This is a genomic window from Burkholderia sp. MSMB2157WGS, from assembly GCF_001532755.1.
GTDB lineage: Bacteria > Pseudomonadota > Gammaproteobacteria > Burkholderiales > Burkholderiaceae > Burkholderia.
Window position 1 is genome coordinate 57,590 of the sequence record NZ_LPJG01000016.1, and the last position, 13,342, is coordinate 70,931.

Here is a 13,342-nt window from a genome sequence, read left to right on the forward strand (position 1 = left end):
GAGGTCAGGCGACGCGGGCCGCGCGCAGCGCATCGATCACGCGTGCGCGACCGGTGCGAATGTGTGCGAATCCGGTTTGCGCGGTCTGCCAGAACGCGGCCGACGCATCGGGCGCGAGCACGGTGCGCGCGACGGCGTCCGGATCGAAGTCGGCGCCGTTGACGACCCAGTCGTCGAGCCGCAGATCCGCGTAGGCGCCGAAGCCCTTGCGTTCGTAGCTGAGATGGAACGCGGGCACGCCGTGCAGCACCGATTCGAGCGCGCCGTGCAGGCGCACCGAAATCACGCGGTCCGGCGTGTCCGTAACGAGCAGCGTCCTGAGCGGAACGAGCGTGTCGCGGATGCCGATGCTGCGGTAGTACGCGACGTCGTCGTTGCCGCGCCCCGTGCTCTGCACCGCGAAGCTGATCCGGCAGGCCGCACCGATCTGCGCGATGAGCCGCGCGATCGACTGCGCGTAACGCATCCGCTGCGCGCGGCTCCATCCCGGTGCGCGACGCAGCACGAAGGCGACATGGCGAACCTCGTCGTGGCTTCGCGCGGCGGCGCGGCTCAGGATCGCGTCGCGGCGATGCTCGAAGTCGAGCACCGCGAGATCGGGCGCGCGCCGCGTGTTCGGATTGGCGGCGAGGAAGGCGGCCGACCGGTCGTCGCGCACGAACACACGGTCGAACGACGCGAGCAGGCGCTGCAGGTGCGCGCCGACCGGCGCCGCGTGCCGCGCGGGCCCGATGCTTTGCGGCAGGTACACGGTCGGTTTGCCCGACGCGTGCGCCGCGCGCATCTGCAGCAGGTGGCCGGCCTCGAGCTTGAGCGCTTCGACGGGACCGCGCGCGCGCAGATAGCCGCCGCCGACGCCGGCAATCAGGTCGACGCCCGCGAGCAGGCGGCGCAAGTCGGCGAGTCGCGCGTTCGCGCCAACCGGCAGCGCGGCGCGCGCCGCGCCGCTCAGGCGGCGCGTGCCGTGTTCCGCGAGCACGGGCGCCGCGCGCACGTCGGCATGGGCGGGAAACGATCCCGGATCGGCGGCGACGATCGATACGCGGGTCGCGTCGCCGAAGGCTTCCTTCAGCAGACCGATGGACAGGTCGACCAGCAGGCCGTCCCCGGAATTGCGAGCGCTGTACGCGTGCAGCAGCGCCACGTGGGTGGACGAGGTCATGAGGTCTCCTTGGGAACGAGGCTGCGGTAGAGATCGAGGGTGCGGCGCACCATCGCGTCCGCGGAATGGCACCGGGCGGCCGGCACGCAGCGCGCGCGCATCGCGCTGCGCAACGCGGCGTCGCGTGCGAGCGCGACGACGGCGTGCTTGAAATCGGTCGTGTCGTCGTCGTTCGGCACGACTACCCCGATCTCGCTGGAGCGGATCAGTTCGGCCGCGCCCGCGACCTGCGACGCGACGATCGGCACGCCGGCCGCCATCGCTTCGAGGCAGACGTACGGGAAGCCTTCGTAGCGGCTCGGCAGCGCGAACAGGTCGAATGCGGAGAAGTAGCGGCTCGCATGCTCGACGACGCCCGCGACGTGAAGGTTCGGCGGCCAATACTCGGCCTCGGGGCCGGCTGCCGCGTTGAAGTCGCCGGGGCCGATTGCGACGAATTGCACGTCGCGGTTGCACTGGCGATGGACGGCACGCGCGATCCGCACGAGCCGGTCGACGCCCTTCTGGTGGTCGAAGCGCCCGACGAAACCGACGACGATGGCGTCGTCCGGCAGGCCGAGCGCTTGCCGCGCGTCGTGTTGCGGCATCGTGTCGAGCGGCCTGACCCCGTTGACGATCGTCTTGACGCGATGTGCGGGAATGCCGAGCGCGTCGCGAAGATGCCGCGCCTCGTCTTCCGATACGGCGATGATCCGGTGCGTGCACAGCCGGCCGAGCATCTGCTCGATCGTGCCGTAGAAACGGCGCTGCAGACCGTTCAGCGACGGATTGAGCGTATAGACGGCATGCGGCGTGTAGACCTGACGCCACGGGCCGATGCATAAGCGCGCGATCGCCCCCGCCTTCGAGCTGTGGCTGTGCACGATGTCCGGCCGGATCCGCAGCAGGCAGCGGTACAGCCGGACAACCGCGAGCGCGTCGCGCCAGCCGACGTGCCGTTGCATCGGCACGCGATGCACGCTCGCGCAACGGGACAGCACGCGCGCGTCGAGGGTCTTGTCGTCGAAGCGCGGGCCGTCGGGCACGATCAGGTGCACGTCGATGCCGTGAACCGCGCTCAGCCCGTCGATCAGATCGGAAAGGTGGGTGGCCACGCCGCCGCCTGCCGCTTCCGCGACGAGCGCGATGCGCAGGCGCGGCGCGCCGGTCGTGCGGGTTTCGGCGGCGCGCGGCGCAGGCGCATGACGGGCGTCGCGGGCTGCCGCGTGGTCGACGCGGTGGATGTCGCTCATCGCTCACCCCCGCGCCGGAACCGCGCGGCGAGCGCCTGCAGCGCGCGTCGGGCAGGCCATGCGGCGCGACTGCGCGACGGCGCATAGCGGTACTGCGCATAGCGGTACGCGCCGTAGCGCGAGCCGTAGCGCGTCGTGCGCGGGTCCACGCCGTTGAGCACCACGCCGCTTGCCGCGACGCCGTTGTGCGCGAGGCGACGCGCGGCCTCGCCGAGCTCGGCGATACGCGTCGAGGCCGCGCGGGCGACGAGCAGCACGGTGCCCGCGTGGCGGCCGAGCGCGACTGCGTCGCTGACGGCGAGAATCGGCGCCGCGTCGATCACGACGCGGTCGTAATGTGCGGACAATCCATCGAGCAGCGCCTCGACGCGCGCGTCGGCGAGCCATTGAGCCGGGTGCTCGGGCATCGCGCCGGTCGCGATGAAATCGAGATTCGGCAGCACGTCGCGGCGAATCGCGTCCTCCGGCGTCACGTCGCCGGACAGCAGTTCGGCCAACCCGGATTCGCGCGGCATACCCAGCGATTCGTGCAGATAACCCTTGCGGAGATCGCCGTCGACGAGCAGCACGCGTTCGCCGCCGGCGGCCAGCAGCGCCGCGAAATTCGCCGCGACGAACGACTTGCCCGCGTCGGGCACGGGGCCCGTCACCAGCAGCACGTTGTTGCGCGCGTCGTGCATCGCGAAGCGCAGCGCGGTATGCAGGCTGCGCAGGCTTTCGATCGCCGGATCGTGCGGATCGAGCGCGCTCAGCAGGTGGGGCGCCGGCAGGCGCTGGGCGCTGCGCCGGGCGACGCGGCGCTGACCCGCCGAGGCCGGGACGGTCGCGTAGACGTCGATGCCGAGATGCCGCTCGATCTCGTCGGCATCGCGTACACCGCCGTACAGGTGGTCGCGCACGAACGCCAGCGCGACGCCGAGCACGAGCCCGGCCAATGCCGCCGCCGCGATCACGACCGGCCGGTTCGGCCGGACGGCGTCTTCCAGCACGATCGGCATGTCGACGATGCGCACGCTGCCGGTCTTGCCGGCCCTGACCAGTTCGAGTTGCTGCGCGTTGGCGAGCAGGGCCGTATAGAGATCGGTGTCGACTTTCACGTCGAGCATCAGCCGCACGGCCTCCTGCTGCAGGTCCGGCAAGCCGCGCACGCGGTGTTCGAACGCCCGTTGCTCGCGCGCGAGCGTGGCGAGCTGCGCATCGAGCGCGACCATGTCGGGATGGCCTGGCGCGAAGCGCGACGCCATCTCGTCGCGCTTTTGCTGCAATTCGAGCCGCCGGGTGGCCGTGTCGGCCGATTGCTGCAGCAGCTGTTTGGCTTCCGCGTCGAGATCGATCGTGCCGTTCGCGTTGCGCAGGTTCGTATAGCGCTGCTCGGCGTCCTGAAGCTGCTTCTTCAGGACCGGCAACTGCGCGTTGAGGAACGCGAGCGACTGCGCCGCGTCGGCGGACTTGCGCTCGATATGTTGGCGGATGTAGTGATGGGCGACCGCCTGAAGCTGCGCCTGCACGCGCTGCGGGTCGGTCCCGCGCAGTGTGGCGACGATCACCCCCGACTGCTTGATCTTTTCCTGGACGTCGAGCCCGCGGCGCAGCGTGTCGATCGTTTCGGCGCGCGATTCGCGCACGAGCGTGAAGCGCGTGCCGGGAAGCGCGTCGATGCGCGCGACGTCGATCGCGACCGGGCCGTCGGCCGTGCCGAAGGTTTGCGGCTCGCCGATCGTGCCGACGACGGGCGCCGGTAACGCGGCGCCCGCGAGCCGGTAGCGGCCGGCGTCGAGCATCGACAGTTCGAAGCGTTCGCCTTCGAACGATTTCGGCACGTCGAAGCGCGCGAGTTCGGCCGACTCTTTTCCCCATGCGTAGCCGCCCAGACCGAACACGCCGGGGCGCGCGACGCCGGCATTGAAGCGCGACGCGAACTCGCCGACGATGGGGAAGCGCTTCGGCTGCACGACGATGTAGCTGCGCAATTCGTCGACGGCACGCGTGACGACGAGCCGCGACGCGAGAATTTGCGCTTCGGCCGACGCGCTCGACTTGACGTCGAACAACGACGATACGTCGCCGAGGACGCTCTTGGCGGCGGAGGTGTCGCCGCTGTCCTCGACCTGCACCATGATGTCGGCCTGGTATTGCCGGGGCGCGAGGAACGCGTACAGCGACCCCGCGCCGACGCACGCCGCGGTGACGGCGGCGATCAGCCAGCGCTGGGCGACGAGCACGTCGATCGCGCCGGCGAGATCGAGCTCCGTGTCGCGATCGTGCGACCGCTCGTGAAGAGGTGTGGATGTCATCGATTCGATTCCGAAAGCGGAGAAGTAGGAGGAGACGGCGGCACGATGCGCGTGCACCATGCGTCGACGCCGCGCTCGATGAGCCGCAAGCTGAGCTCGAACGCCGCGCGTGTGCCGAGATACGGATCCGGCACGTCGAAACCGGACGGAAGGCCGGTCGAAGGATCGGGCAGGCCGAGCCGGAACACGCGGCCGCGCAGCGCCGGCCGACACTGCTCGAGCCAGCGTTTCTGCGCGAGGTCCATCGTCAGGATCAGATCGGCACGTGCCGCGATCCCCGTCGGCAGGCGGCGTGCGCGATGCGCGGCGATGTCGAGGCCGCGCGCGCGCATCAGCTGAACCGCATGCGGCTCGGCGGGCTGGCCGTCGTGCGCGCCGATGCCGGCCGACTGCACGTCGACACCCGGTAACCGCGCACGAAACAGGGCCTCGGCCATCGGGCTGCGGCAGAGGTTGCCGATGCACACGACGAGCAGGGTGGCGACGGGCTTCATTTGACGGCGAGCGCGGCGGTCGCGCTGGTGTTGACGCCCGGCAGCAGCAGGCTGAGCACGCGGCTGAAGCGCACGAGGCCGTTGCCGTCGACATAGACGATGTCCTTCGGCTGCAGCTCGAACTCGTTGGCGAGCACCATCGACACCGGCGAGCGCGCGTCGAGGTGGAACACCTGCGGGGTGTCCGTGCCGGCGCCGCGGATCACGAACATCTGGGCCGCGTCGGCCGTGGCGGCGTTCACGCTGCCGGCCTGCGACAACGCATCGGACAGCGTCAGCCGGCCGTCGCGTAGCGGTGTCGCGAGCGCCGGCTTGTTGACTTCGCCCATCACGTATACGCCGTAGTCGCTACGGGACGGCACGTGAAGCAGATCGCCTGCAGCGAGCACGATGTCGGCCGGGTTGCGGCCGTCGCGCAGCATCCGGCTCAGGTCGAGCGGATAGCGGCGGCCGTCGCGCACGAGCGTCATCCGGCTCTGGTCGGCGGCCGGGTTCAGGCCGCCTGCGCGACCGAGCGCTTCGTAGAGCGTCATCGGCACGTCGTTGACGGGCTGATTGCCGGGCGTACGAACCTCGCCGTCGATATAGACCTGCTGCGAGCGGAACGACGCGACGCGCAGCGTCACCTGCGGATCGCGATAGACGCGCGACAGCGCGCCGGCTATCCGCGCCTGCGCGGCTTCGGTCGTCAGCCCCGCAACCGGTACGTCGCCCGCGAACGGAAACGACAGGTTGCCGCGCGGATCGACGACGAAGCCGGCGACCGGATCGGCCGCGCGTGGGGTGCCCTGCGGCGCCGCGCCTTGCGCGACGGCCAGCTCGGGGTGATCCCAGACGGTGACCTGCAGTACGTCGCCGATGCCGATCCGGTACGGGCCGGCCGGCGCGGCGAGCTGGTCCGGCTGGATGTGCTGCTCGCGCGCTTGTGCGGCGAGTTGCCGGATCAGGCCGGCGTCGATCCGGGTCATCCGGAACGGCGGCGCGCCGTCGGCAGCCGTGCCGTCGGCCGAGTCGGGCGCCGTGCTCATGCGCATGCCGGGCGCGAACGCGCAGGCCGACAGCGCGATGCAGAGCGTGGCGGTGAGCAGCCGGCGCGCGACGGCAGGAAGCGCGAAGCCGCGCCGCGCGTTCAGTGCGGTTTTCATGAGATTTCCTTATCGTGTGCCGGCAGCCGGGGAAGCGGGCGCCGCGTGCGTATCAGTACGCGTTGCTGTGGGTCCAGCCGCGCAGGACGGTGGCGATGACGATGCGCATGTCGAGTGCGAACGACCAGTTGCGCAGGTAGTAGAGGTCGGCCTCGACGCGGCGCCGCATCTTCTCGACGCGTTCGGTTTCACCGCGCAGGCCGTGGATCTGCGCCCAGCCGGTAATGCCCGGCTTGACGCGATAGCGATGGATGTACCCGTCGACGATCTTCCGGTACAGGTCGTCGTGTTCGAGCGCATGCGGGCGCGGCCCGACGACGGACATCTCGCCGCGCAGCACGTTGATGAACTGCGGCATCTCGTCGAGGCTGGTACGGCGCAGGAATGCCCCCACGCGCGTGATGCGCGGATCGTCGCGCGTCGCCTGCCGCACCGCGTCGTGGTCGTCGTGGAGCCGCATCGTGCGGAACTTGATGATCGTGAAGGTATTGCCGTTGGCGCCCTGGCGCTGCTGCCGGAACAGGACGGGGCCTTTCGACGACAGCCGGACCGCCAGCGCGATCGCAAGCAACAGCGGCGCGGTGGCGATCAGGACCGCGGCCGCGAACAGCCGGTCGAACACGGCCTTCTGCAGCAGCGCGCGGGACGACAGCGGCGAAGCGACCAGATTGATCGCCGGCGTGCCGACCAGATCGATCAGTTGGCCGTCGAACATCGCGAGCCGGCCGATGTCCGGCACGAGCCGGATATTGACGAGATCGTCGCGGAACGTGTCGAGCACGGCCATCGCCGTGCGGGCTTCGTCGATCGGCAACGCGAGCCAAATTTCGGAAATCGCTTGCGCGCGGACATGCTGCGCGAATGCGTCGAGCGACCGAAAGGACGGCACGTCGACGCCGTGCTCGCGGGGCACGCCGCCGAAGTCGAGCGTCGCGGCCGCGCGAAAGCCGGCCGACGGCGACTCGCCGATGCGCTCGAGCAGTGCGTCGCGATGCGTGCCCGCGCCGACGATGGCGACGAGGCGGTCGCCGTCCCGAGCGCGCGCGATCCGCTCGAGCGTCGTGCGGGCGACGAGCCGCGACGCGACGAGCGCGACGCCGCTCGTCGCGGTCCACAGCAGATGCCAGTAGGGCGAAACGTTCAGCGCGGGGAGGAGAGCCCGCATCACGAGCGCGGCGCTCGCCTGAGCGAGCAGCCACGCGAAAGCGGTGACGGCGGCGGTGCGGTATGTCGAGTGGCCGGGCGACAGGTGATTGAGACGGAATGCAGGAAACAGCACCAGCGCGAACGTTGCGGCGCAGGCGACGTTCGCGAGTTCGGCCGCTCCGCCGGTGTCGGGCTCGGGCAAGGCCAGCGCCGCGACCAGTGCGCCGGCCGAAATCAGCACGACGTCGGATGCCCTCGCGATCGAGCCGCCCGCGTTCTGCGACGCCTGCCAGCGTCGCCCTTCGAAAGACGTATCCATATACCCCTGTTGCTATCGTTCTGTTTGGCCCTGCGCCAGCTTCCATCCCGATTCGGCACGCAAGCCGGCCCATCCGGTGAATATCGGATGCGACGGATTCATTGCGCGGAATTGGCAATCGATGGACGGGAGCGCTGCTTGACTTGCTGTCGGTCGGACGCATTGCGCCGGTGCTTTCGGATCGCGTTTGCGTGGCACGAATGCTTGCAAAACGTTGCGATCGAATCGACGGGGTCAATTTTCGGTAAGTGGGGTACCGATTTAAATAGAACGTCTACTAAATGGGAGTTGGATGGTTTGGTACACGTACGAATGATCGGCGATTGGTCCGCATCGTCATTTTTGAGCGGCATATTCGCGGCGCCGCAAGCGGGCGCCAGAAGTGACGGGTCGTGCGAGCACAACGACGGGTGATGCGGGATGCGGCGCGGGAATGGGCGGCGTGCAAGGTGGACCTGCTCCAGGTCGCAAAGCGATGCGTCCCGATACGGACAATATCCGCACCGGCCGGTCTGTATGTCGCGATGCAGGGGCCTGTGATTTCCGTGCGCTTTTACAGGTCGGATGCCTTTGATGCCGACACGGCTTTGCGTTGCCGAAGCCGATTCGGTTCGGCGATGCAGTGCGGTGCATGCATGGTCGAGTCCTTCGCTGGCGGGATCGGTTCGCATGCCGATCCTGTCGCAACGGCGCGACGCTCCGAGTCTTGTCGCGTCGCTCCGACAGGTGCGCAAGGGCGCGCCGGTACTGCGCCGGACCGGCCGGCAGCGCGCGATTTTTTCCGCTACAGTAGGAAATCGAAGGCTGCACGCGTCTGCATCGGGCTGGCGCGCGCAGTCACGCTCCGCCAACGTACACGAGGAACTGATGGACACCGAGCAACGCTACACCGCCAACGCGCCGACCCGCGCGGAAGTCGACGCATTGAGCGGCGCAACCGTCATCGAATTCGGCGCGAACTGGTGCGGGATCTGCGCAGGCGCGCAGCCCGCGATCGCGGCGTCGTTCTCCGAGCATCCTGCCGTGCGGCACCTGAAGATCGAGGACGGCCCCGGCCGTCCGCTCGGTCGCTCGTTCGGCGTGAAGCTGTGGCCGACGCTGGTGTTCCTGCGCGACGGGGTCGAAGTCGCGCGGGTCGTGCGCCCCGCCGACGCGAAGCAGATCGAAGCCGAAGGCTTCGCCGCGCTGGGCTGAGGTCATGGCAATGCAACAGGCCATCACGCACGTCGGCGTCGATACGCGCGGCAGCGGCCTCGTCGAAATCACGCCGCAGGTACGCGCGTTCGTCGACCAGCAGGCGATCCGCACCGGCTTGCTCACCGTGTTCTGCCGCCATACGTCGGCGTCGCTGCTGATCCAGGAGAATGCGGATCCGTCGGTGCAGCGCGATCTCGAACGCTATTTCGCGACGCTCGCGCCCGAGGACGACACGCGCTACGAGCACGACACCGAAGGCGCCGACGACATGCCCGCGCATCTGCGCACGGCGCTCACGCAGGTGCAGCTGTCGATTCCGGTCGAGCACGGGCGCATGGTGCTCGGCACGTGGCAGGGGATCTATCTGTTCGAGCATCGGCGCGCGGCGCACCGGCGCGACGTCGTGCTGCATCTGATCGGCGAGTAGACGAGCAGGCGAGTAGCAGGACGAGCGGGGAACGCGCGATGCCGCGTGGGCGCGGCTCAGGCGAGCAGCTTCTCGACGAGCGCGCCGAGTTCGCGCAGGTGAACCGGCTTCGGCAGGAATGCGTCGAATACCCGCTGGTCCTCGCGCAGCGCGGCCGATTCATACGCGCTGACGCCGAGGATTGCCGGATGCCGGCCGTCGTCGTCGGGTTCCGCCACCGCGCGAATGCGCCGCGCCACGTCGAATCCGCTCAGGTCCGGCAGTTCGAGATCGAGCACGACGAGGTCGTAGCGGCCCGTACCGAAGCGCGCGACGCCTTCCTGCCCGGTGCCGCACAGATCGGCCTCGATGCCGAGCGCCGACAGCATCGCGCCGAGCGTTTCGCGCGCGTTGTCGTTGTCGTCGACCACCAGCGCGCGTCGCCCGAGGTGCGCCGGCACGGGCGGCAGCGCGGGGATGTCGGCCGCGCTGCCGCCCGTGCCCGTATCGATGTCGGGTACTTCGACGGGCAGCGTCACGACGAACTCGCTGCCTTCGCCGACCACGCTGCGCACGTCCACATGACCGCGCAGCGTCGTCACGATTTCGCGCACGACCGCGAGCCCCATGCCGATCCCGTCGACGTGCAGTCCGACCGCGTCGTTCGCGCGATAGAACGGCTCGAAGATTTTCGGCAAATGCTGCTTCGCGATGCCGGCGCCGGTGTCGCGCACGGCGATCCTCACCCGCCGGCCGGCCGCCGCGTCGGCGAGCGTGATCGCCACCGTGATCGAGCCGCCGGCCGTGTACTTGACCGAGTTCTCGATCAGGTTCGACAGCACCTGCCGCAGCAGCTTGCGATCGGAGCGGATCGCGAGGCCGGGCGGCTCGACGAGCTGAGTGACCGCGATCCGTTTCGCCGCGATCTTCTCGCGCAGCGGTTCGAGCACTTCGGCCAGCAGCGGCGCGATGCCGACGGTATCCAGTTCGGCGGTGCGCTTCGTCGAGCGCAGCTTGATGTAATCGGTGAGGTCCTTGACGAGCGCTTCGAGCGACAGCGCCGAATTCTGCAGCCGCCGGATCGTTTTCAGGTTCGCGTCGGACTGCGCTCGCGCGAGCAGGATCTCGATCGATCCGCAGATCGCCTGCAGCGGCGTGCGCAGTTCGTGGCTGACCATCCCGAGGAACGCGTTCTTCGCCTCGATCATCTCGAACGCGCGGTCGGACGCCTTGCGTTCCGCATCGAGCGCCGCGTGTTGCCGTTCGAGCAGGTCGTCGCGCGTGCGCATCGTATAGAGCAGCAGCAGGAACAACGCGCACAGGATCACGCCGAGCACGATGCCGAGGATCAGGATCGCGCGCTGCTTGTCCTTCAATTGGTGGAACGTGAAATCGCGCTGCGACATTTCGATCGCGCGGAAGTAGTTCGCGAGGCCGTTGACCTTCGGCCAGTACGCACTGACTTCGTCGATCACCTGCCGCGCCTGCTGCGGCGAATCGCGCAGCAGCGGCACCTCGCGCTTCAGGCGCGTCATGAATTCGCCGAGCGCGTCGATCTCGTTGCGCGCGCGCGGGATGCGCAGCCAGTATTCGGACACTTCGGACGGCCGCTGCAGGAAGCCGAACGACACCGAGAGGCTGTCGAGCTGCATCTGGACGTGATCGAAGTCGTCGTCCTCGTGCGTCGCGTACAGAATCAATTGCCGGTCGAAGCGCGTGTAGACGTTGCGGTACTGCGCGGCGGTCCAGAACACGCCTTCGCGCGGCCCCTCGAGCACGCCCTCGTTGACCGAGGTGGCGAGGAGATCCCACAGCAGGAACGCCCACGCGGCGAACCCCATGATCCACAGCGAGCCGAGGACCAGGATGATTTTTCTATTTTTCCATCGCCGCCGCGTCATTTCACTTCACGGTCAGACCGATGATCTGCCATGCGAACTTGGCTTCGCCGAGCGGCGTTTTCAGCTCGTCGGGGTACTGGTCGCGCGGATACATGATCCACAGCGGGCCGTAGTTGTCGTTGCCGAGCACCTTGCCGTTCATCGTCCGCGCGAGGATCACGCCGTACTTGTCGGCGTCGGAGACGGGAATCGTGAACGTGTATTCGTCGATGCAGCGGAATTCGATCTGCGTGCCGTGCGCGCCGACCGTCTTCAGCACGTCGGACAGGCGCGGGCCGGTGAAGGTCGCCTTCGGCGTCCAGCTCGTCGACGTGACGATCGTGTGCTGCGGCAGCGCCATCAGCGCCTGCTCGGAAAAGACGTAGGTCATTTTCCCCTGCTGGTTGCTCTTGCCGATCTTGCCGTCGACGGTGAACGTGAACGACGAAGCGGCCCATGCCGCGGCGGCCATCCCGAGCAGGCAGGCCGTCAGCAGGCTTTTGGTCCAGATGGTCGAAATGCGCATGTCTTTTCCCTCGGTCTGATGGTGGGTGTAGCCGGTTGTCGTCCCGGCGTCGGTTTCAGGTTCTCAGTTCGTGGCCGCCGCGGCCGGCAGCGTGAGTTTCAGTTCGCGGGCGACTTCCGCGAACAGGATCGGCAGGCGCACCGGCTTTTCTTCGCAGCGCGCGTTGTAGTGCGACACGATGTGCGCGATCTCGTCCTCGCTCGCTTCGCCGGTCGAGATCTTGCCGGTCAGCAGGAAGATCGGCGCGCCGCTGTTCTCGCTCGAGCGGATGCCGCGCACGAGTTCGGCGGCCGTCTGGTCGCCGAGCATCCAGTCGAGGATGTAGCCGTCGAAATCCTCGACTTCCAGCGCCTTGCGGAAGCTCGCGCCGTCGAAGTACGGAATCGCGTTCACACCTTTCTCGATGAAATATTCGCAGACCGTTTCGGCGACGTCGTGCGAATCGTCGACCACGGCGATCCGCGCCGCATACACGTTCGGCTGCGCCGAGCGCAGCTCGATCACGTCGACCGGATAGGTGCGGCCCTCGCGCGCGTGCTGGCGTTCGGTGACGATCCATTCGCCCTGCCATTGCAGCGCGACGAAGTCCGTTTCGATCTGGCTGGTGGCCTTCGTCGAGATCGCGGCGCGGCAGCGCAAGCGCTTGGACTCGATCACGAACGTCGCGTCGATCATCTCCGCCGCGGCCGGCTGCGTGCCCTTGTCGTCGAGCAGGATCGCGGGCGGCACGCCGAAGTGCGTCGCGATGTCCTGCAACTGCGACAGGTTCCACGGGATCAGGCCTTTCATCTTGCGCGTGACGACCGAGAAGCTCAGACCGAGCACGTTCGCGATCGTCGTGTTGTGACTTCGCGGCGGAATGCCGTTCCGGTTCAGGAGATCGCGCACCTTGTTGGCGGTGATGAGATCGACGTTGGCCTGCTCGGTGGTGGACATCTCGATGGGGTCTCCAAGGGTTTTGGCGAGGAAGAGCATATCAAAGCTGACGCGCTACGCAAACTTTAAACACGCGAATGGTCTTGACATGCCATTTTTCTCCATTATTATTGCTCACCACGTCACTATTGTTTGCTGCGTCATGTTTGGGGATCGATACCGGCACAGTCGGATCAGCGCGAAGCGGCAGCAATGAAGCAGTGACGGAACGATTCGAAGAGAGAACCTGAGAGAGCCTTGGCAGCGTGTCGGCGTGCGCGGATTGTATCCGCTGCGCCGCGCGCGACCGGGTAAACGCTCGCGGGGATGGGATAGCTCGAAGAATTGCGGCGCCAATAAAACTTGAGGAAAGTACCCATGTATCGCCGTCTACTCGCACCGGGGCTGCTGTTGCTGTTGGCCGCGTGCGCGCAGGATCCGTCGGTTACCGCCGGCACGGTGCGGATCTGCGACGACACAGGTTGTTCCGATCGCCCTAAAGATCAGGTCTCCTATCAAAAAAAGGACGATGCGGAAGACCGCGAGGATCCGCGCATCGCCGCGCTCAAGCAAACCGCGAAAACCCAGCCGAAGGCCGCCTACGATCTCGGCCTGCGCTACTTCCG

General features: G+C 68.0%; 11 protein-coding genes and 1 pseudogene. 3 read left to right on the plus strand and 9 right to left on the minus strand.

What is annotated here, in order from left to right; translation table 11 throughout:
* Positions 1-4: 4 nt before the first annotated feature.
* The 6 genes from WT53_RS10955 to WT53_RS10980 are packed head-to-tail and all read right to left on the minus strand — an operon-like array spanning position 5 to position 7,792.
* The gene (locus WT53_RS10955) at positions 5-1,162 is read right to left on the minus strand and encodes a polysaccharide pyruvyl transferase family protein (RefSeq protein WP_034205631.1); all 1,158 of its coding nucleotides are present in this window, start codon (positions 1,160-1,162) and stop codon (positions 5-7) included.
* Positions 1,159-2,394, minus strand: a complete 1,236-nt coding sequence (locus WT53_RS10960) for a glycosyltransferase (RefSeq protein WP_034205630.1) — start codon at positions 2,392-2,394, stop codon at positions 1,159-1,161. Before WT53_RS10960 ends, WT53_RS10955 begins: the two co-directional genes overlap by 4 nt.
* Positions 2,391-4,688: a polysaccharide biosynthesis tyrosine autokinase gene (locus WT53_RS10965; RefSeq protein ID WP_034205629.1), complete on the minus strand. Its 2,298-nt coding sequence runs from the start codon at positions 4,686-4,688 to the stop codon at positions 2,391-2,393. The genes WT53_RS10960 and WT53_RS10965 overlap by 4 nt, the downstream gene beginning before the upstream one ends.
* The gene (locus tag WT53_RS10970; RefSeq protein ID WP_034205628.1) at positions 4,685-5,182 is read right to left on the minus strand and encodes a low molecular weight protein-tyrosine-phosphatase; all 498 of its coding nucleotides are present in this window, start codon (positions 5,180-5,182) and stop codon (positions 4,685-4,687) included. The genes WT53_RS10965 and WT53_RS10970 overlap by 4 nt, the downstream gene beginning before the upstream one ends.
* The gene (locus WT53_RS10975) at positions 5,179-6,327 is read right to left on the minus strand and encodes a polysaccharide biosynthesis/export family protein (protein WP_034205627.1); all 1,149 of its coding nucleotides are present in this window, start codon (positions 6,325-6,327) and stop codon (positions 5,179-5,181) included. Before WT53_RS10975 ends, WT53_RS10970 begins: the two co-directional genes overlap by 4 nt.
* Positions 6,328-6,379: 52 nt before the next feature.
* Positions 6,380-7,792 (minus strand): undecaprenyl-phosphate glucose phosphotransferase, encoded by a 1,413-nt coding sequence (locus WT53_RS10980; protein WP_052100151.1) that lies wholly within the window; start codon positions 7,790-7,792, stop codon positions 6,380-6,382.
* An 867-nt stretch (positions 7,793-8,659) separates the two neighbouring features.
* Between WT53_RS10980 and WT53_RS10985 the strand changes: the two genes are divergently transcribed.
* Both WT53_RS10985 and WT53_RS10990 read left to right on the plus strand, forming a co-directional pair.
* Positions 8,660-8,986 carry a thioredoxin family protein gene (locus WT53_RS10985; RefSeq protein WP_034205626.1) on the plus strand — a complete coding sequence of 109 codons (327 nt, stop codon included), beginning with the start codon at positions 8,660-8,662 and terminating at the stop codon, positions 8,984-8,986.
* A 10-nt stretch (positions 8,987-8,996) separates the two neighbouring features.
* Positions 8,997-9,416: a secondary thiamine-phosphate synthase enzyme YjbQ gene (locus WT53_RS10990; protein ID WP_034206266.1), complete on the plus strand. Its 420-nt coding sequence runs from the start codon at positions 8,997-8,999 to the stop codon at positions 9,414-9,416.
* A gap of 56 nt (positions 9,417-9,472) precedes the next feature.
* On the opposite strand, the gene atsR is transcribed toward WT53_RS10990, so the two are convergent.
* The 3 genes from atsR to WT53_RS11005 form a co-directional block, all read right to left on the minus strand.
* Positions 9,473-11,296: a hybrid sensor histidine kinase/response regulator AtsR gene (gene atsR / locus WT53_RS10995; RefSeq protein WP_034205625.1), complete on the minus strand. Its 1,824-nt coding sequence runs from the start codon at positions 11,294-11,296 to the stop codon at positions 9,473-9,475.
* A gap of 1 nt (position 11,297) precedes the next feature.
* Positions 11,298-11,801, minus strand: coding sequence for a molybdopterin-dependent oxidoreductase (locus WT53_RS11000; RefSeq protein ID WP_034205624.1), 504 nt, complete (start codon positions 11,799-11,801; stop codon positions 11,298-11,300).
* A 63-nt stretch (positions 11,802-11,864) separates the two neighbouring features.
* Positions 11,865-12,737 carry a helix-turn-helix domain-containing protein gene (locus tag WT53_RS11005; RefSeq protein WP_034205623.1) on the minus strand — a complete coding sequence of 291 codons (873 nt, stop codon included), beginning with the start codon at positions 12,735-12,737 and terminating at the stop codon, positions 11,865-11,867.
* A gap of 357 nt (positions 12,738-13,094) precedes the next feature.
* Between WT53_RS11005 and WT53_RS11010 the strand changes: the two are divergent.
* A pseudogene (locus WT53_RS11010) lies at positions 13,095-13,342 on the plus strand (sel1 repeat family protein); the annotation flags it as partial.